Below are 20,555 nucleotides of genomic sequence, written 5' to 3' on the forward strand. Positions count from 1 at the left end.
GCGACACCTGCTACAATTCCCTTGTCTTGGCCGGCTTGCACTTTACCTTGGCGTGTAGAAGATGTGTCTTCGCCCCCACCCCCCAACCTTCTGATCTGATGACATGACGTTGCCATTACACGGGCTTTGCGCCTTCCCGATAACCCCGGCCAATGAACATGGGACGATCAACGCCGCGGCCTATCGCGCACTCGTTGCCCGGCTGGCTCAGGCAAAAGTGGACAGTATCGGTCTGCTCGGGAGCACCGGGGGCTACATGTATTTCGAACCCGGCGAACGCAAGCGCGGGCTGGACGTGGCCATGGAGGAAATATCGGGCGCCCTGCCGGCCATAGTCAGCGTCGGCGCCCTGCGAACGGACATTGCGATCGATCTCGCGCGCCATGCCAGGTCGGCGGGTGCAATTGCAGGATTGCTCGCGCCGGTCTCCTATGCCCCACTGAGCGAGGGCGAAGTTTTCGAGCATTACGCGGCAGTTGCCGGCGAGAGCGGCCTGCCCATCATCATCTACGACAATCCGGGCACGACGCATTTCGAAATGAGCCCGGCTTTCATTGATCGGCTGGCAGCCATCGAAGGCGTGGTCGCCATCAAGAATGCCGCTGGCGAGACCCACGAGGCATTGGCGCAACTGTCCCGCCAGAGGCGAGCCCTGCCCGCCGGCTTTGCCATCGGCTATAGTGGCGACAAGCGCTCGATCGAGCCGCTCATTGCCGGAGCGGATACGTGGTACAGTGTCATTGGCGGGACACTTCCATCGGTCGGCCTGGCGATGACCCGCGCAGCGCAAGGCGGCAATGCGGACCAAGCCAGGCGCCTGTCCGGGGAATTGGCCCCGGTCTGGAATCTGTTCAAGAAATATTCGAGCATGCGCGTGGTCTATGCGATCGCCGAGGCTCTGGGATATGAGACTGGCACTCCACCCAGGCCAATTCTCCCTCTTTCGGAAGCGGCCAAGGAGGAGGTGGCGTCCGCGTTGCGTGCCCTGGGTGAACTGGCGGCCTGAGACGCCTCACACCTCACGGTTCAAGCAGTCTGGGTGATGCGGCACGCAATGCCAACTGGGTGACCATCACGCCTTCCGGTATCGGGCCACCATCGTCTTGGTTTGGGTTCAGGTACCCACGAGAAGCTTTGCCGCGATGCCCCACATCACCAGGGCGATAATGGTTTCAAGAATGCGCCAGGCGACGGGGTTTGCGAACAGGGGGCGCAGTAGCGTGGCGCCATAACCCAGGGCAAAAAAGAAGGCGAAGGACCCGGTCGTCGCCCCGAGGGCAAACCACAATTCCTGTCCCGGAAACTGCGTGGAAATCGTGCCGAGCAGGACCACGGTGTCGAGATAGACATGGGGGTTCAACCAGGTAAAGGCGATGCATGCCAGCAGCGTTGCGGCCAACGAAGACGGTTCACCGGCGGCGGCAACGGAAAGGGCATCATTGGTCCGCAAAGCCGCCCAGAGGCTCCTGGCACCATAGAGAGCCAGGAAGGCCGCGCCCCCAAACCGCATGGCAGGATCGAGCCAGGGCAGCCACGCGGATACTCGGGCAAAGCTGGTGACTCCGACCACGATCAAGGCAGCATCCGACAAGGCGCAGGCCAGGCACACGGCCAGCACATGTTCGCCCTTGAGCCCCTGGCGCAGCACAAAGGCATTCTGCGCACCGATGGCGACTATCAGGCTCAGGCCCATACCGAGCCCGGTGAGAAAGACTGGAAAATTCATAGCTTCGCTTCGCGTCCCGTTTCCTGAATTCGCTATCTGGTTCAATTGACTTAGGCTAGTTAATCTCACTGATCAGACCTTAGCGGAGCTAAATCATGATCGACTATCCAGCTGCCTTGGCCGTGGCCGCAGTGGTTCGGACGGGAAGCTTTGAAAACGCGGCCAAGGCCTTGCATGTCACACCCTCGGCGGTGTCCCAACGCGTCAAGCATTTGGAGGAGCGGCTGGGCGTGGCGCTTATCGAGCGCGGAAATCCCTGCATCGCCACCGAAAAGGGAGCGCGACTGTGCAGACACATGGAGCTGGTGGGCGCGCTGGAAAACAGCCTGCTCGACTACCTGCCGGAATTGGGCGAGCGCGGCACTACGCCTGTCACGCTCGACATCGCCGTCAATTCCGACAGTCTCGGAACCTGGTTCCTCTCGGCGGCGGCCGACTTGGCACGCTCATCCAATATCCTGCTCAACATAGCAGTTGACGATCAGGATCACACGGTCGACTGGCTCCGACGAGGACGCGTCGTGGCTGCCGTAACGTCCCGGTCGGAACCGGTTACCGGGTGCAGAGCGACCCCACTCGGTAAGCTGCAGTATCGCGCCACGGCCAGCCCCGCCTTCCTGCGGCACTATCTGCCCAACGGAGCAAGTGCAGTGGACATGGCCAAGGCGCCGGCGCTCACTTTCAACCAGAAGGATAGCATGCAGCAGGACTGGCTGCAGACCTTCCTGGGCATCACTGAAACGGTACCCACCCATTGGTTGCCGTCAACACAGGGCTTTGTTGACGCCTGTCTTCTGGGGCTGGGTTGGTGTCTTAATCCGACCGCTCTGGTCCAGGAGCACCTGGCGTCCGGACGCCTGGTCGAGCTTGTTCCCGATGCAACGGTGGACGTTGCTCTTCATTGGCAAGTCAGCAGGATGGCAGCGCACCAGTTTCCTCAGCTAGATCGGTCGATTGTCTCCGCGGCAAGGGCGACCCTGCTCCGCGACTAGCAGGCGGGGGCCACCGGGTGAACGAACTGAATCAACATCGACCCTAAGGTCAGGAGGCGCCTAGCAGTAGTTGCGGTCCTCTATCAAGTGCCGCCTATCTCAGTTCCTTCAAGTTTGCCGGCATGAAGTCGATGAAAGTGCGAACCTTAGCCGAAAGGTACTTTCGGCTTGGATAGTCTGCGTGAAGCGTGTTGCTGAATCCGAATGCGGATGGAAAAACGGTCTCCAAACGGCGGGCCAGAATATCCTCATGCACCATCCATTTGGGCAGGAACACCAGACCCATACCCCGAAGGGCCGCCAGGTACAGGATGGTCTCGTTGTCGCTCAGCATCACATTGCCGAACGTGACCTTGTGCTGGCCGTCTGGGCCGTCCAGCAACATGGTTTCGCCGGCATTGATGCGACTGCAGCGCAGCAGCGCGTGGCCGTTGAGTTCGGCGATGCAACTCCTGCAACTTGCCGCTGCCATGATATGGATGCGCTGAATGTCGATTCAGCCTAGCGGGTTCACGCCATTCTTGGACCGACATGTCGAACGATCTCACAGGGTGCAACGCCCCTGCTGCCGCGATTGTCCCGGCTCGACTTTGGTCACACCGACGAAAGCATCCTCGACCGCCTCGAAGCGCGTCGCTGCTGACCTGCATCATGGCGCTGCCGTCTTTCCTCCTCGCGCAAGAAGCGCGAGATGTAATCGCATATCCTAGTATCTCCTGCTAGAAAAGTTCAGGCGAACGCTCGGTCAGAAAATCAATGAAAGTGCGAACTTTCGCAGAAAGATATTTTCGGCTGGGGTAGACGGCATGGAGCGTGTTCGTCAGGCCAATGGTTCCCGGGAGCACTACCTCCAGACGGCCTCCCTTCAAGTCCTCCTCGGCTAATTTTGTGGGCAAGTAGACCAACCCCATACCACGCAAGGCGGCCAAGTGAAGCATCGTCTCATTGCCGCTCAGAAGGACATTGCGAAACGCAACTTTCCCGCCTTCCTTGTGACCATTGAGCAGAACGCCGTCACTGACATTCATGCCATTAAAGCGAAGGAGTGCGTGACCGCTCAACTCAGCAATCGTCTGGGGACGCCCGGAACGGTCCAGGTAGTCGGGCGCCGCCATCAAGAAAAGATCGATGTCGACCAAGGGACGGGCGATCAACCCAGGGTCGAGTCGACTGGATGACATTGCGCGTAGGGCCAGGTCAAACCCGTCGTCCACCAAGTTTATCACCCGGCTGCTTAGGTCAAGGTCTAGGCTCACATCCGGATAGCGCTGAATATAGTCCCTCAGAACAGCCGCGAATCCCGAGGTTGCCATCCATACCGGCGCGCTGATCTTGAGAGTTCCGCGCGGTGAAACGGTAACGTTGCCAATCGCGGCCTCCAACTCCTCCAAACTTTCAAGCATTTGCTTGGCGTGATTGAAGTAGAGGATGCCGGGCTCCGTCAGGCTGACGGTACGGCTGGTCCGGTTCAAGAGCCTGCTTCCGAGGCGGCGCTCGAGATGTGTAACGTGTTTGCTCACCATTGCAGTCGAGATGCCGAGCCGGTTGGCGGCAGCGGTGAAGCTTTTGAATTCGGCGACAGCGCAGAACACTTTGAGGCCTGTCAACGTATCCATAGATCATTAACTCAGGAGAAACGGTTCATCAATGTGGGCCACATTGATCGACCGAACAGGAAACGTCAAATACCCCACATCGTCAGACGCTGCCTGAGGGCACGGTTCCCGCAGCGGCGCAAACGCCCAAACTGAACCTAAGAGCAATGAGGACAATGCGGTGCCAGACCCTCGACTGCCAACGTATTTCATCAGCCATGGTGGCGGTCCCTGGCCATACATGACGGGTGAGTTCCGCCGAAACTTCGACCAACTCGAACGCTCGCTCCTCGATATGCGTGTGGAACTTGGCGATAAGCCGAAGGCAGTTTTGGTTGTTTCCGGCCATTGGGAGGAGAGGGGCTTTGCCATCTCTTCCGGTGAGAAGCCGGGCATGGTCTACGACTATTATGGCTTTCCCGAAGAATTTTATCGCATCGTCTATGCTGCCCCTGGATCGCCGTCGCTAGCCAGACGGGTGAAGGACTTGCTCGGCGGCGCCGGTATTGCTGCCGCGCTCGACCCAACACGCGGCTACGATCACGGCACCTTCAGTATCCTCAAGCCGCTCTATCCCGACGAAGACATTCCCGTAGTCCAGCTCTCGCTGGACGCCGGCTATGACGCCGCGTTGCATCTTGCGGTCGGTCGAGCGTTGGCGCCGCTGCGCGACGAGGGCATCCTCATTGTCGGTAGCGGACTGAGCTATCACAATCTGTCGCAAATGCGCGGCGCCGCCGGCAATGAGCCATCAAGGCGCTTCGATGCATGGCTGCAGGAAACCCTGGTAAACACACGCGACAAGACCCGCAGCCACAGGCTGATCGAATGGGAAAAGGCGCCCGCCGCCCGTGTGGCGCATCCGCGGGAAGATCACTTGATACCGCTCATGGTCGTTGTCGGTGCCGCTGAGGGTGAAGCGGCAGCTACCACCTTCCACCAGAAAGACTTCATGGGTGGACTCACTGCATCGAGCTTCCGTTTCGGCGGGCTCCCCACAATCACCGATCGGTAGCGAAAGGAACCAAGACATGACTACCAGCAACAAGGAAATCGTCACGCACTTCTATGACCAGCTGTTCACTCACGGCAATCTGAACGTGATCGACCAGTATATCGGCAACGAATACATCAACCACAACCCCAACGGTGGGGATGGCGCCGACTCATTGCGCGGCTTCATCAAGTATTTCAAAGGGGCTCATCCTCAGATGACCCACACCGTCCATCGCGTTCTTGCCGAGAACGATCTGGTTCTGCTGCATTCGCACGCCATTCTTGACCCCGGCACTCCGGGGTCAGCCGTCATCGACATTTACCGTGTGGACGATGGCAAGATTGTCGAGCACTGGGATGTCATCCAACCGGTTCCCGAGACCTCCACGAGCGGGAATGACATGTTCACGACCTTGAGCGATCCGGCGGGGCCGTCGCCCGATCCGACCGCCTCCGCCGCGGCCAGTAAGAAGGTGGTGCTGGCCTTTCTCGATGAATTGACAGCCAAGCGCGACCTGTCAGCCTATGACCGCCATGTGGCCGGCCCCTACTATCAGCACAACCCGACGCGCGTGAATGGGGCCGAGGCGGAGCGGGAGGGCTTCGTTCAAACCTTCGCTGCCATGCCGAACCTTTCCATCGACGTGAAGCGGGTGATTGCCGACGGCGACATGGTCGCCGCCCATATCCATTTCAAGCCCAGCCCGGATGATCGCGGCGCGGCACTTATGGAATTCTTCCGCGTGCGCGACGGAAAGGTCGTCGAGCATTGGGATGCGATGCAGCCGGTCCCCGAGACCTCGCGCAACACCAACACGATGTTCTGACGTCACCCAGGCGGCATGGATGACACCTAACCAAGACCCTGCATGATATGCGGTCGTTCGCAATGACAAACAAAGGGTGCGAAGTCCAATCGATGCAGGTCGGTACTAGTCCCATCAACTTGAGAGACCCGAAAATGAAGCTCGCAAAATCCTCCTATCTCACGGCCATAGCGGCGGCGCTGCTTCTTGCCGCGACCGGTTCAGTGTCGGCCCAGGAGGCCGTCGTTCCCGCCAATGATATCGAGGCGCTGTTTACAAGCCCTGATCCTACGCTCAACGCGAACAAACAGGTCGTATACCATATCGTTCGTGACCTGATTGAAGCAAATCATTGGGAGCTCGCCGACAAATATCTCACCGAGCGATATATACAGCACAATCCCAACGCCAAATCTGGTCGAGACGGAACCGTTTACTACTTTACGCAAGTCCTGAAGTTCCCAAAAATACCAATTCCGACGAAGATTGGTCTGCCGGTTGCATTCGTAACGGCGGAAGGCGACCTTGTGACGGTGGCGACCATTCACACCGAAAAAGATCCGCACGACGCGTCCAAGACCTACACGCAGACGTGGTACGATACTTGGCGGATTGTAGACGGCAAGGCTGACGAACATTGGGATTCGTCGCCGAAGTATTGAAGGCTTGCGACCTGAGCCCCTAGATCTCCTCGGGATTCTGGTAGAGTCCGACGTCTCGGAAGGACGATCGGATGAAGCGCGGCGGATTAGACGCCCGGGAACGAACCGGGCGCCTCCTCCTCTCACCAGAGAGACCTCGGATGCGGGCTCACCACATCAGTGACCAGCGGAACTTTCGAACCGGTCGTCTACCTCACGGAAAACTGCCTCTTCTCCCTCAAGGTCCGCCGGTTCCTTCTGGAAGCAGGACTGACCTCGGAAGTAGAAAGCCACGATTTTCGTGCCGGCACCCAGCAGCAGGAAGCCATCCGGGCGAAACTTCAGCCGAATCTCGAGACGGTGAGCTTTCTCGCCGCCCAGGTTGAGCCCGACTGCTACCTCATGGAGTCCGACGACATCGTGACAAAGCGCGAACTCTCCCAGTTGAGGGGCTGTCCGGCACGAGTACCCCAAAACACATCCCTCAATGTGATTTTGCCGGTAGTGGAGCGGAGGCGAACCGCATTGACGGCGATCCGTTTGCAGTCAGCGACCGTGGTTTGACAGCCTGAAGGTGACAACATGGTGGCCCGGGGTCACAACAACCTCACGTCCAGCGTCGACCGACACGCCATCGACCACAGGCTCCAGATGCGCGCGAGATAGGCGCAGCGTTCCGCGCGTTCCGTCTGGCACGGTGATCTCGTATCGAACATCTTCCCCAACTACCGTCCAGTCGGCCGAGATTTTTCCGCGCACTGAATCATAGTGAGCCGTTACCGGCGACAGTTCAGGAATAATCGTTGGGGAATAGATGATGTGCTCAAACCCCGGTTGCTTCGGGTCGGGCCGAAAGCCTGCAACACTTTCGAGCAGCCAATCGCATACCGCTCCGAAAGCATAGTGATTGAACGAATTCATGTCCGGATCAAAAAGGGTTCCATCCGCCAGCACGCCATCCCAGCGCTCCCAGATCGTCGTAGCGCCACGTTTGACCTGATAAAGCCAACCTGGGACCTCCTCCTGAAGAAAGACGCTTGCCGCGAGGTGTCCCTCTCCGACCTTGGACAGCGCTGGGAGCAAAGCCGGCGTTCCCAAAAAACCCGTCCCGAGTCGGCCACCGGTCCGACCGATGGCTTGACGAAAACAATCGGTCGTCGCCTCGACAAGTTCGGGAGGCACCAAATCATGCAGGAGCGCCAGAGCATATGAGGTCTGATCATCATGTTTCAATCGGCCTGACGCAGTGATGAACTCTCTCCGAAAGGCGGTCTCGACAGCTGAACGCATCTGTTCAAGACGAGCACCGGTGTCGGTCTCCCCGAGGATGTCGGCAACTCTTGTTCCGATGGTCAGGCTGATGAACAGGTAGATGGTGGCTATCGCGTCCTTCCCGATGGTTGGAAGCGGGTTTGCCTCAGTACCGGCCGGCTGAAGCCAATCGCCGAGACAGTATCCACGCATGCCTGGAGTGTTAGGCGGCCTTACAACCCCATCCGTCGTAAGCGACCAGGCGAAATCTATCCAGCGAACCATTGCTGGAAAGGCTTCAGCGATTATATCCTCGTTGCCATAGTGTACATAGAGGCGCCAAGGGATGATGGTGATGGCATCTCCCCAGCCCATGGATCCGCGCTGCTTGCGGTTCCCGGGCTTCATGCGCACCACATGGGGCGATGTGTGAGAAATGGCACCATCGAGTGCCTGATCCACCATCAGATCGCGAACGAACTTGGTCAGAATGCCTTCGCTGTCGGCTAGATAACAGGCCGCAGCAGCGAAGACCTGGGCATCGCCGCTATAGCCCAGGCGTTCATCTCGTTGAGGACAATCGATCGGCACGTCGATGAAATTGGAGCGATGCGACCAGATCGCGTTCTCGAAAAAGCGGTTCACCAGCTCGTTGCCGCACGAGAAGCCGGCGGTCGCGTCAGGCACGGAAGATATCGGTACTGACTGTATCTTCGTGATGCGCGCACCATCTGAAGCGGTGACTCGTGCGTACCGAAATCCAAAATAGGTAAAGATCGGACTGTAGTCGATGAGGCCGCGTTCATTCACTTGAACCCTGGAGATAGCTTCTGCGCTGCGGTAGTTTACATTGTAGAATTCGCCTCGCTCATCGAGGATTTCAGCGTGTTCGATGAGGATTTCCCCTGCGGTTTCCCCTGCTATCGAGACGCGCACGTATCCTGCTGCGTTCTGTCCGAAGTCGTAAATGGTCCTCCCGTCAGTGTCCCGCCATTGCCGTATCGGGTCGAGGGGTGAAAGCTCGCGCACTGGCGCGCATTCGTGCAGGATCAGCTTGCGTGTGTCGAATACGATGGATCTGACGCCCTCTCGAGGCCTTGATGCGAATGTCGCGTCGAAGATTTCCCCAAAGTAGATTTGAGACTTCCGAACCGGTGTCTGCCCGCTCAGCCAATGCTCGTCAGTGGCGACCAGAACCTTTGAAAAATCCTCTCCTGAACGAATTTCAGCAATGGCTGAAACCTCGGTGCCCCAGACCTCCGTCCGTCGCTCCGACATCCACATCAGGGGCGAACGGTACCAACCATCGCCGATCCAGATGGTGATCGTGTTTCTGCCCTCTTTGAGCAAATGGGCAACATGGTAGACTTGGTACGACAACCTCGCATCATAGGTCGTCCAGCCGGGCGTCAGCACATCTTCGCCGACACGTTGGCCGTTAATGAAGGCACGATAGAGACCGCAGGCGGATACGCGCAGGATCTCATTGCCGCGCACGAGTTCTACATCGAACTCCCTCGTCACCTGACTTGCGGGGCCGCCTTCGCCGCGATCTGTCAGAGGCACGATCATCTTGCCCACCCATTCAATGGGGCCGACATACTGTCTCGTTTCCATCAGCGTGATCTCCCGATTGGGTCATAAGCCAGCAAGGTAGTGGTTCCGCTATTCACTTCCGCCTCGCCGACCATCGCTTCCCCCGGAGACCAATGTGAACTCCGAAGCGATCCGCTCCCACGTCGAAGGCGTGGGTCGCGAAATGCATGGCCAAATTTGCCTATCCACCGTAACGGATGCGCTGCCTCGTGCCGCGCTGGGTCGGATCCGGGATGGGAACAGCTGACAGTAGGGCCCGCGTGTAATCGTGCTGCGGATTGGAACAGACTTCTTCAGTGTCTCCGATTTCGACGACCCGGCCCCGGTACATGACGGCCGTGCGGTCGCAGAAATAACGAATAACCGAGATGTCGTGGCTGATCAGGATGAAACTCAGCTCCAGCTTCTCCTGCAAATCCAGAAGCAAATCTAGGATCTGCGTGCGCAAGCTCACATCCAGAGCCGATGTCGCTTCGTCGGCGATCACTACCCGTGGCTTCGGTGCGATCGCTCGCGCAATTGAGATGCGCTGGCGCTGTCCACCCGAGAAGGCATGAGGATACCGCGAGGCTGCGGTCTCCGGTAAACCCACCAGATCAAGGAGTTCTTTCACCCGCGCGGAGATTTCTGGTCCCCGCATCAAGCTGCCGGTTATGAGCGGCTCCGCTATGATCTGACCGACTGTCATGCGTGGATTGAGCGAGGCAAAAGGGTCCTGAAAGACCATGCGTATGTCACGCCAGGCCTGCTTAAGTTCACCGTCGTTGAGAGGAGCCAGATCGATAGTCTCAGCGTCCGCTTTCCTGTAGAGAATCTCGCCCGAGGTCACGGAATAGATACGCTGCAAACAGCGCCCTAGCGTGGTTTTGCCGGATCCGCTTTCGCCAACAATGCCGAGATTCTCGCCCGAACGAAGTTCAAGTTCGGCATCATCGACGGCAACGAGCACCTCTTTCTTCAGACCAAGGAGTCCGCTGGGAATCGGAAACTCCTTGCGCACCTTGTTGGACACCAGGATCGGTTGGCCGATCTCCCGGGCCGCACGCATTTTCAGACGGCGCTCTGATGGCCGGTCGAGTTCATGGACTGCTTCCAGCAGCCGCTTCGTGTAGGGATGCTTGGGTCCGGCGAATATGTCGCGCACCGAACCGGTCTCGACGACTTTGCCATGGCGCATGACCGCTATTTCATCAGCAATTTCGGCGACGACGCCCATGTCATGAGTGATGAACAACACCGCCATGTCGCTCGAAGTCTGCAACGACTTTATCAGGGCCAATATCTCGGCCTGAATCGTGACATCCAGCGCCGTTGTCGGTTCGTCCGCGATGAGCACGAATGGATCGCACGCCAACGCCATTGCGATCATGGCCCGTTGACGCATACCGCCAGAGTATTCGAACGGATAGCGATCGATCGCCAGTTCGGGCTTGGGTATCTCCACCTTGCGCAACAGCTCCACGGTGCGTTCACGGGCCTCACCCTTGGACACTTTCTCATGAACGCGGATCACCTCCCCGATCTGGTCGCCAATGCGATGCACTGGTGACAGGGAACTCATCGGTTCTTGGAAGATCATCGCTATGTCGCGGCCACGAATATTCCGCAGGGTCTGCGATTTCGGATTCAAACGGGTGAGTTCGATAGGGCCGTGAATGATCCTTCCATTCGTATCACGGTGTTTGTTGAGAATGATCTCGCCGGCAACAATGCGACCTGGCTTGTCGACGATCTGCAGGATGGAGCGAGCCATCACGCTCTTACCCGAACCACTCTCACCAACAACGCATAGTGTCTTGCCGGGTTGAATAGAAATGCTCACATCGTCGACGGCGCGGAAGGCGCCCTGTCGACTTTCGAAATGCGTCTGGAGGCCCCGGACGTCTAGGGTAGTTTGGTCGCGATCGGTACCAGACATTCTAACGACCTTCATTGGCATAGGGATCAGCTGCATCGCGCAGACCGTCGCCCAGGAAGTTGAGGGAAAGCACCGCGAGGCAAACCGCCACCCCTGGCACGAATAGCCACGGAGCCTGGGCGATCGAGCGAACGTTCTGAGCCTCCTTCAACAGCACGCCCCACGAGATCGTTGGCGGCATCAGGCCCACGCCAAGAAAAGACAATGCTGTTTCGGCGATGATCATTGCTGGGATGGCCAGGGTAACGGACGCAATGACGTGGCTGAGGACAGAGGGCATCATATGCCGGAAGATAATGCGGCTCTGACTTCCGCCATCCAGTCGTGCAGCCACGACAAAGTCCTCGGTTCTCAGCGCCAGAAATCGTCCACGGACCACACGCGCCAACTCAGTCCAGCCCACCAGCGACAGGATGGCGGTGATCGCCAAGTATCGCGTCATGGGCGGCCAGTCCTGAGGCATCGCAGCGCTCAGGCCTAACCAAATCGGGATTGTCGGTAAGGACAGAATGAGTTCAACCACCCGTTGGACCACCATGTCCAGCGTGCCGCCGTAGTAACCGGACAGTCCTCCCAGAACGAGACCGATGATCAGGCTGAGCGTGACTCCAGCCAGTCCAATCGACATCGAAACGCGCGTTCCGTGAATTGTGCGGCTTAGTACGTCGCGCCCCAATCGATCAGCACCGAACAGATAGAAGCGCTCGGTAGGATCGCTGGTCGTTAGGAAGTGTCGGTTCGAGTTAAGTACCCCCCACATCGTATAGGGTGCACCCTCGCCAAAAAAGCTGAGATAGATCTTCCGTTCCGGGTCTGTGGCAAAATTGGACTGCAGGCTGATGGGGTCGCGCTTCATTGTCATGGCATCGACATAAGGCCTCAACGCCCACCCCCCGTCGGTATCAACATCGATGAAGTGGATTGCCTGGGGTGGATGGTAGACATGAGGCGAAGACGTGCTGCCGGGATCGAACGGGGCAAGGAATTCGGCAAACATCCCAATGATGTAGAAGAGCAGCACGACGAGAGCGCTCGCTACGGCGAGCTTGTGCCTGAGAAACGCCATCCACATCAGTCGCCATTGGGACGCCTGGTCATTCGCTATCATTTCGTCCGAGCGCGGATCGATAAGTACAGTGCTTTCGGTCATTGGAAGCGTATCCGCGGATCGATAAGGGCGAGGAGGATGTCCGACACGAGCATGCCAATGACGGCTAGGCTGCAAAGCAACAGGATGAAAGCGCCTGCCAGGTACATGTCCTGAGCAAGGAGCGCCTGGAGCAGCAATGGTCCCGTCGTCGGCAGTCCAAGCACGAAGGCTGTGATGACCGCACCCGAGATCAGCTGCGGGAACGCCCATCCGATGGTCGATACGAAGGGGTTGAGAGCCAGCCGAACCGGATACTTCAGGACGAGCTGAAGCTCACTCAGGCCCTTGGCACGGGCCGTGGTCACGTAGGGCTTGTTCAACTCGTCTAACAGGTTCGCGCGCATGATGCGGGTAAGCCCTGCAGTCATGCCTAGACCAAGAATGATCATAGGCACCCACAGATGGGACAGGAGGTCAACGAACTTGCCCCAGGACCACGGCGCCTGACGATATTCCGGCGAGAACAGGCCCGAAACATCCTTCCCGAAGTGCACGATTGAGACATACATGATCACCAGAGCGATAAGAAAGCTAGGCACGGCTAAGCCGATGAACCCAATAACCGAAGCGATGTAGTCCCCAACCGAGTACTTCTTGACTGCGGAATAGATGCCGATTGGAAGGGCGACACTCCACGCAAACATGAGCGTCGCGATCTCCAACGCAAACGACAGCCCCAAGCGCTCCCAGATCAGTTCGGAAACCGGTTGGTTCCACTCGAAGGAGACGCCGAAGTCGCCACGCAAGACATTGCCGATCCAGATGAAATACTGGACGACCACGGGTTGATCGAGCCCGAAGCGTTGGCGCAGCGCATCCAGGCGAGCCTGATCCACGGTGTCGCCAGACTGCATGAGCGTCTGTGCATAGGTGGTCACATAATCGCCGGGCGGCAGCGTTATGAGGAGGAACGCAACCAATGAAGCCGCAAAAAGGAAGGGTACGGCCCACAGGATACGGCGAAGAATATAGCTGAGTAGCATTTTGACCTCGGCCTGGGGAGTTACGCTGGGCGAGGCAAAACGAGAGTGCCGCACAGTGTGCGGAACTGAGCATCCTCGTTCCGCGTCATGATCGCCTTTGTTTCTAGTGAAGGCACTTCCGGGCGCCTGGGGTACCGAGAGATAGCAGAGCCGCGCCCGACATGCCCCGGGGTCAATCGGCCAGTTACGACCAGCGAACCCACCCTGCGGTCGGCGGCAGCGCCAAAGCCCGATCCACCCATATGCACACCTCCCTCTTTGACGTACTCAGATCGCACGCCACTCCTCCGAAAGACACGATTTCTACCGCTTTCTTTCATTATGAAAGAAAACTAGTCCGACCTTTTTGTCAACAGTCACCGGGTGGAAATGAGGTCGTCTACCGGCTAGCTGCTGCCAGCACGTCGTGGGACGTTTCTAATATCGTATCTGGCTTCAACATCGTCTGATCCATGACGGTCTTGGCCGCTCCGAGCAGCACTGCTCTGTGGCCGAGTCCGCTGTGCACGATCCTGGGCACCGGCCAGACGTCGCCGCCAAGTCGCGAGTTGAAAATATCCAGGATAAGTTGCCGACCGCGGTTTATCTGACCGGAGAGCACGATCGTCGTGGGGCTGAGAATGGCCGAGGCAGAGCCGATGGCCAATGACGAATAGCCGATAAGCTGGCGGGCCGTCTCAAGGCGTAAGTCCCCGGAAATCTCGCTATCGAAAATACCGAGATCGAGCTTGCCGGCCTCGTACGCGTCTGCAGCCGATGAAAGTGCATCAAAGACCTGCTCCGTCAGCCCCTTGCCAAGTCGCAGTTCCTCCTTCGTGCCAAGCAGAGGAAACTGTACTCCGCTGACCTGCGAATCATCCAGATACCATTTCAATTCACCGGCTGCATCGGCAGCGCCACGGTACACTTCGCCATTGACCATCAAACCGGTACTTGCGCCGGGGCCGAGCGAGAGGCGAACCAGGATATCCACGTGGCGTGAACTGCCATAGTTCCACTCGCCGATTACCCCGTAAATATGATCGCTATCGACGAAGATGGGCAAATCGAAATGGGCGCAAAGCACCGAGTGCAGCGGCAGCGACCGCCAATCCAGCGCGGCGCTGGTACGAACGACTTCGCCCTTTGGCTGCTTGACCATCGACTGCACCGCGACGCCGAGGCCACAAATGCCATCGAAGTCGCGTCGTCCGATCTCTAACAACTCCCGTATGAGGTCGAGCACAATTTGAGTGTTCACCTCTCCATCAAAGGCCGGAGCAACCTTTTTTTCGACTGTAATCCTCCCAGAAAGATCACTCAGAACACCGTAAATACCGCTGGTGTGAGCGTATAGGCAGACGGTTCCGTAGCGATGACCCGTGAAGGTAACGAGCCCCGCAGGGCGGCCGCCCGTCGACGCTTCGCGGCCGGTATACTCAACAAGCCCTTCTTCCACTAGCGACGACAACACCCGCGTGACGGTGGGAAGGCTGACACCGGTTGCCGCGGATATTTCCGATGGCGTCGAGTTGCTCGCACGCCTCAGATACTCGAGAACGATGTATCTGTTTCTCACCCGCGGAAGCTTCTTGCTGTCGATCACGGCTATCTCTTTGTTTTGTGTCGGAAGGACATGTTGATCTAGGCACAAAGGCTCCCCTTCCATATCCCGCATCGGAACCAAGGCACTTCATCGCGGCCGTTTGCCCCTATCCACGCAGGTCGAGGACGGACGCCGTTTGGCGACTTACCCCACAATGAGATCCTTGCCCTCTTCTTTGCAGAAGCGAAACGTGGAAGCAATTTTCAAGCAAATCCTGATGCGCGAATCTTTCGCCGCCACGCGCCAACGCTGCGCCCAAGGATACCACGCTGAACGGGTTTCCCTCTGAGGGGCCTCGCAGCATGAGATCAAACGTGGCCCACGACATGGCGGTGATGCCCATTGTGCTTCCCACTTCCTAGCGCACCAGCATTGGCAAGGCTGGTGTCTTAGGAGCTGCCGCGCCGGCCCTCCGAACGGACCCCGGGCTCTCATGGCCAGCCGCGATAGGCTTATTAATCAGCATCTAACCACTTCGATCGCATTGACGATCGCATCGCCCTGCAGCGGACGAAAATGCAGATCGAGTTTTCCGTTTCTCGCAGTTGCTGACACAGTCCGCTTGACGACGACCATCTTGCCGTTGGCCTCAGCCGCAATATCGATGCTTTCCAAGGCCAACTTGCCGTTAACGAGCACATCGAAACGACGCTCACCTCGGCCCGCGAGGGGTTCGAGAAATGTCAGGGTAATCTCGTGACGCCCCTCGCTCACCGGAATGGAATAGCGGAAATGTCCCTCGCGGAATGTGGCGGCGACCTCGGGATCGGCTGTGTTGGCAATGGGAGCCGTCACCCTGGCTCGGCCGTAGTCGGCCGGCTTCGTGGTGGTGCCGGCGCGGCCGCCGTCAAAGAAGCTATCGGAGCCAAAGCGCCCGGACTGCGCAGCGGCTGCAACCAACGCTCCACAATCGATGCGCACTTCGGTCGCAGTTCTCCCCGAAACTTCTAGAACAATGCGATCTTCTCGAGGTCCGTCCGGAAAGTGACCAGTGGCCACAATGACGTTATCGCCGATATCAAGCTCGACGGCTTCCCACACACATGTCTTTAGCGCGCCTACCGCTCGCATCCCAAGCGGTCGACCGTTCACAGTCAAGCTAGTCCGATCGGCGTTGCTGTAAACCCGGAGGTCATTGACCCGATACGCTCGATCGACATAGCGGCGCCCCGTGATATGGACGGTCGGGGCTGAGCTCCAGTTCGCCTTGTAGAAGAAAAACGCATCCTTTCGGATCTTGCGGTCGTAGGTAACGAGACCCTTTGTGTTCAGATCATCGGCGTCACCCTCCCGCCTTACCGTGGTGGCGAAATCGAAGCCGGACCAGACCCAGCTTCCCCACAGGTAAGCCTTGCTCGCCAGGACGGCCCACGTCGCTTCATGGACGTAGGTCATATATTCTTCAGGTTGCAGCCGCCCTCGCGAGTCCGGAGGTCCGCCAAGTGGGTTGTCGGAATGAATCGTTACGGCGCCGCCGCCGCCATACTCACTCACCGCCAGCGGTTGCCACGGTCGTCGCTGCCGGATGGCGTCGAGATGCGGGCCCAGATCCGAGATCGCGCCATAGTACCAACCGAAATACCTGTTCAGGCCGACCAGATCTGTGGTTGGCGCGACGATCGGAATGCCGTCGTCGTTTGGAAATCTGCCCTCGCACGCGTTGGCTTGGGTTGTCGGCCTGGTCGGATCTTCCGCCTGGGCCAAGGCGCTCAATTCTTCAAGCATGGCCGTAGGGTCAGACGCTCCTCGATTGCCCTTGAACATGCCAGGCAGGACCGAGCCGAAATCCACCTCATTTGCAATTCCCCAAGTGACAATTGAGGCGTGGTTGTAATTCTGCCGGATCAACTCGCGCAGCTGCTGCCTGGCGTTGTTCATCAGCTCGGAACTGGCTTCCTGCTGAGTCTCCCCCAGCATCCAGATCGTTACCAGCGGAATTTCGGCCCAGAGAATCAGCCCATGGCGGTCGGCAAGCTGGTGTATCGTGGAGCCGTGCTGGTAGTGACCCAGTCGAATGCTGTTCGCACCCGCTTCGAGGATCATGTCGATGTCGGCCGCGATATCGGCCGCATTCACCGCCCACCCCTTGCCCGCCCGGTCCTGATGCAGACTGATGCCTTTGAGCCTATGGGGCGATCCGTTCAGAATGAACCCGCGTTCGGGATCAAATCCGACTTGTCGCACACCGAACTGCTGGGCGACCAAATCCAGCACTTCGCCCTCTTCAGTGCAGCATTCGACAATGAGACGGTAGAGATAGGGATCGCTGATGCCCTGCCACAACCGGGCCTGCGCTATGGTTAGTTCGTGCTCGAGGGCGCATCCATCGCCGGCATGCATCGATGCCAGCCTTGACTGCTTCGCCGCGATGTTTCCCTCAGCATCGACAAGCTGTGTAGTCACGACAACGGAAACAGAATTGGAGGTGGAATTGCGGAGCAATGACCGAACGGCAATCGTGGCCGCGCCATGATGAACCGATCGGGTCTCAGCATAGATACCCGAGCTGCCAAAATCGAGCATTTCGAGATGTACCGAAGAGGTTCCTACAAGACAGACGGGACGATAGAGCCCACCATGGACAAAGAAATCTCCCGCCAAAGGCAGGATGTCGCCATTGGGGTGACCGGCCCGTGGAGCGGAATTATCGACCTTCACGACCAGGATATTGGGCTCCTTGATACGCAAAACGGCGGACGCGTCGAAACGGAAGCGAGAAAAGCCGCCAGCATGATGGCCGAGGAGCACCCCATTCAACCACACCGTCGCCGATCGGCTGGCGGCATCGAATTGCAGCCAGGCCTTCTTGTTGCCAAAAGCCGCATCCGGAACAAAGCTCAGGCGATACCATCCGACGCCTTGATGCAGATTAATGTGGCTGGGCGGCGCATGTTCGATCTGCTGCTCCGACACATAGTAACCGACCCTGTTCCAGCTGTGTGGAACACTGACCATCTGCCAGCCCTTGTCGTTGAAATCGGGATCTTCCGCACCGATCAGCTCATCGTCTTGGCGGAAACGCCAACCGCCGGTCAGCGGTTGGATCGGCCGAATCGTGTCAGACGGATCGCACCAAGTGGCCGTGGTCGTTCCTGAATTGTCTTCGATGTCAGCTAAAGGCAGGCCTGTCGTCACCTAGATCTCCGGTCGATCGAAATTGTAGTCGAGCCAAGGACCGGCACGGCACCTTCAATCTCGGCCACGAGGTTGATTAGTCTTGCCGGTCGGGACGGCCAGGTCGCATTGTTGGAGGCCGGCTACGCTATCAGCGTAATCGGCAGAACTGGCTGGTGCGGAGATCACTCGGCAACGGGTAGAGCAAGTCGCACGGGGCGGGAGGAGCCCCGTGCGATACGCGCCAAACCGGGCGAATCAGCCCGTTTTCGGCGTTACTTGTAGAACCAGGTCTGCAGCAAGGTCGGTCCAGGCGTGGGGTAATAGAACCCACTGGGCATGGTCTCAGGCACGTTCATCAAGTTCGTCTTCGCGATCCCATATGTCACGGCGGCCTTAGTCACTCCGATCTTCTCGTAGGCATCGGCAGCAAGCTGGTTGATCTGACCGCGCAGTTCGACCTTTTCATCCATGTCGACGGTGCTGCGCGCTGCCTCCCAGAGCCGGAAGCGTTCCTTGATACTCTCAGGTGGTTCCTCTCCTTGAGCTCCGCCGGTCTGATACCACTGCCCCCAAGTCACGGCCCAGATGACGTTGTTCTGAAGCGGGACCACGTCAGGGAAGCCAACGAGCTTGTTGCCCAACTCGTCCCAGACTGCGGCATCGTGCTGATTGGCTGCGACGCGCTCGGAAAAGAAGGTGCGCTCGATTGGGTTGATGTCAACGTCAACGCCGATCCTGGCCCACTGTTGCTCGATGATCTCCAATTGATCGACGTGGTCAGGCATATATGTCGGAACGACGTCGATGATGAAGCGTACCGGCTTGCCGCTCGGCAGCACGCGCGTTCCGTCAGCTCCGCGGGTCAGCCCAATGCCATCCAGCAGCGTATTTGCCTGGTCGGGATCATATTCCAGGAACTGTGTCGATAGCTGCTCATGATAGTATGGGTAGCCTTCGAAATCGCCGACTTGCCATGGCTCGCCGACCCCGAGCAGCGCCGTGTCGATAACCTCTCGGCGATCCATTCCCAAGGAGAGAGCGACCCTGAAGTCCTTGGTGTTGAACAATTCACGCAGTTCCGGATCGGGATGGGTCAGGTTCAGGTTAATTGACATCTGGGAGCCGCCGCCGGGGTCCGCCGCGAACATGCGGTAGCCGCCCTTTTCCTGGTTTTCGAACAGGACAGGGCGATTAGCCGGGGGGTCGATATGCCGAAGCGCGAAGTCGATATTGCCCCCGATTACCGAGAGCAGGAGGCTTTCGACGTCCTGCGACACCTCGGCGGACAGGCGATCAATGTAGGGCAATTGATTGCCCTCGGTGTCGACCTGCCAGAAGTAGGGGTTACGCTCCAGCACAACCTGCGTTGCACCGCCAGTGTAGGGCGAGGATATCACCCAAGGGTCCATTGTTGGACGGTCGGGATTGCTCCAGCGCGTCGGCACTTCGATGTCGCCGCATTTCTGAAGATAGAGAGTCTGCCAATCGCCGGCGCCACTATCAGCCACCAGGGCATCGATATCGTCATTGTAGGACGGCAGGAACTGCGAGCAGTAATGTTTGGCGTTGAAGACGGGATACTGCCCCTGCGGCGTCGCCAACTCGTTCAGGAAATCTCCGTAAGGACCGGCGAAGGTGAACCGGACGGTGCGATCATCGACTTTATCCACCTGCACCGGGTCACCATTCACGATCCAGCGAGAATTTGTCGGGGCGAATTCGGTGTTCTTGATGAGATCGTTGACGTTGAAAAGGACGTCGTCAGCCGTGAACGGTTGTCCATCCGACCATTTGAGGCCTTCGCGGAGGTAGAAGGTGAATACCTTTCCCTCCGGATCGACTTCCCATCGCTCTGCCAGATTGGGAACCACCTCGGTAAACTGCGGATTCCAGCGGACCAGGCCCTGGGCGCTCACGAGGCGCAGGATGTGATTGTGATCCGAACTTCCCCGAAGCCCGAAGCGCAGCGTGCCGCCGTACTGACCTACCTCTTGGAGCGGAGTAACAACCTCCGGCGAGGCGGGCAGCCGTTCCACCACGGGTGGCAACGTCCCATCCGCAACTAGTGCGGCCAAGGCCGGCGCTTCCTTATATTCTTGGGCACCAGCGCTGCCTATTGCCGGCAGCAATGCCAATGCACCACTCAGACCTATCAAGGCCGATAGCTTCATTTTCTCCTCCCTCAGCGTGCGTTCTCGC

Annotated in this window: 15 protein-coding genes and 1 pseudogene; 6 read left to right on the top strand and 10 right to left on the bottom strand. The window is 58.4% G+C overall.

The window, feature by feature from the left end; genetic code table 11:
* Nucleotides 1-103 precede the first annotated feature (103 nt).
* Complete coding sequence (locus QQL79_RS20310) at nt 104-1,006, top strand: dihydrodipicolinate synthase family protein (protein ID WP_284393920.1); 903 nt, start codon at nt 104-106, stop codon at nt 1,004-1,006.
* Nucleotides 1,007-1,114: 108 nt separating this feature from the next.
* Here the strand turns inward: QQL79_RS20310 and QQL79_RS20315 are convergent, their stop codons facing one another.
* Nucleotides 1,115-1,726, bottom strand: a complete 612-nt coding sequence (locus QQL79_RS20315) for a LysE/ArgO family amino acid transporter (RefSeq protein WP_284393922.1) — start codon at nt 1,724-1,726, stop codon at nt 1,115-1,117.
* A gap of 95 nt (nt 1,727-1,821) precedes the next feature.
* Between QQL79_RS20315 and QQL79_RS20320 the strand changes: the two genes are divergently transcribed.
* The gene (locus tag QQL79_RS20320; RefSeq protein ID WP_284393924.1) at nt 1,822-2,718 is read left to right on the top strand and encodes a LysR family transcriptional regulator ArgP; all 897 of its coding nucleotides are present in this window, start codon (nt 1,822-1,824) and stop codon (nt 2,716-2,718) included.
* 94 nt (nt 2,719-2,812) lie between these two features.
* Here the strand turns inward: QQL79_RS20320 and QQL79_RS20325 are convergent.
* A pseudogene (locus tag QQL79_RS20325) lies at nt 2,813-3,163 on the bottom strand (LysR substrate-binding domain-containing protein); the annotation flags it as partial.
* Nucleotides 3,164-3,437: 274 nt separating this feature from the next.
* Complete coding sequence (locus QQL79_RS20330; protein ID WP_284393926.1) at nt 3,438-4,334, bottom strand: LysR family transcriptional regulator; 897 nt, start codon at nt 4,332-4,334, stop codon at nt 3,438-3,440.
* Between the two features lie 160 nt (nt 4,335-4,494).
* Here QQL79_RS20330 and QQL79_RS20335 point away from each other — a divergent pair, with 160 nt between their 5' ends.
* The 4 genes from QQL79_RS20335 (at nt 4,495) to QQL79_RS20350 (ending at nt 7,320) form a co-directional block, all read left to right on the top strand.
* A complete protein-coding gene (locus QQL79_RS20335; protein ID WP_284393928.1) occupies nt 4,495-5,328 on the top strand; it encodes a DODA-type extradiol aromatic ring-opening family dioxygenase in 834 nt (277 codons plus the stop codon).
* 16 nt (nt 5,329-5,344) lie between these two features.
* On the top strand, nt 5,345-6,136 hold the full coding sequence (locus QQL79_RS20340; protein WP_284393929.1) for a nuclear transport factor 2 family protein: 792 nt from the start codon (nt 5,345-5,347) through the stop codon (nt 6,134-6,136).
* A gap of 134 nt (nt 6,137-6,270) precedes the next feature.
* Complete coding sequence (locus QQL79_RS20345; protein ID WP_284393930.1) at nt 6,271-6,777, top strand: nuclear transport factor 2 family protein; 507 nt, start codon at nt 6,271-6,273, stop codon at nt 6,775-6,777.
* A 159-nt stretch (nt 6,778-6,936) separates the two neighbouring features.
* The gene (locus tag QQL79_RS20350; RefSeq protein WP_284393932.1) at nt 6,937-7,320 is read left to right on the top strand and encodes a hypothetical protein; all 384 of its coding nucleotides are present in this window, start codon (nt 6,937-6,939) and stop codon (nt 7,318-7,320) included.
* Here QQL79_RS20350 and QQL79_RS20355 read toward each other — a convergent pair.
* From QQL79_RS20355 to QQL79_RS20385, 7 genes are all read right to left on the bottom strand, one after another.
* Nucleotides 7,303-9,624, bottom strand: a complete 2,322-nt coding sequence (locus QQL79_RS20355; RefSeq protein WP_284393933.1) for an alpha-L-rhamnosidase — start codon at nt 9,622-9,624, stop codon at nt 7,303-7,305. The two genes, QQL79_RS20350 and QQL79_RS20355, sit on opposite strands and share 18 nt — an antisense overlap.
* Before the next feature lie 160 nt (nt 9,625-9,784).
* Nucleotides 9,785-11,521, bottom strand: coding sequence for a dipeptide ABC transporter ATP-binding protein (locus QQL79_RS20360; protein ID WP_284393934.1), 1,737 nt, complete (start codon nt 11,519-11,521; stop codon nt 9,785-9,787).
* Nucleotide 11,522: 1 nt separating this feature from the next.
* Nucleotides 11,523-12,671, bottom strand: a complete 1,149-nt coding sequence (locus QQL79_RS20365; protein ID WP_284393935.1) for an ABC transporter permease — start codon at nt 12,669-12,671, stop codon at nt 11,523-11,525.
* Nucleotides 12,668-13,654 (bottom strand): ABC transporter permease, encoded by a 987-nt coding sequence (locus QQL79_RS20370; protein ID WP_284393936.1) that lies wholly within the window; start codon nt 13,652-13,654, stop codon nt 12,668-12,670. Before QQL79_RS20370 ends, QQL79_RS20365 begins: the two co-directional genes overlap by 4 nt.
* 379 nt (nt 13,655-14,033) lie before the next feature.
* Nucleotides 14,034-15,239, bottom strand: a complete 1,206-nt coding sequence (locus QQL79_RS20375) for an ROK family transcriptional regulator (protein WP_284393937.1) — start codon at nt 15,237-15,239, stop codon at nt 14,034-14,036.
* A 459-nt stretch (nt 15,240-15,698) separates the two neighbouring features.
* Entirely contained in the window at nt 15,699-18,374 is a 2,676-nt protein-coding gene (locus QQL79_RS20380; protein ID WP_284393938.1) for a glycoside hydrolase family 2 TIM barrel-domain containing protein, read from the bottom strand.
* Nucleotides 18,375-18,628: 254 nt separating this feature from the next.
* Entirely contained in the window at nt 18,629-20,527 is a 1,899-nt protein-coding gene (locus QQL79_RS20385; protein WP_284393939.1) for an ABC transporter substrate-binding protein, read from the bottom strand.
* Nucleotides 20,528-20,555: the final 28 nt, after the last annotated feature.

Source organism: Devosia yakushimensis (assembly GCF_030159855.1).
Classification (GTDB): Bacteria; Pseudomonadota; Alphaproteobacteria; order Rhizobiales; family Devosiaceae; genus Devosia; species Devosia yakushimensis.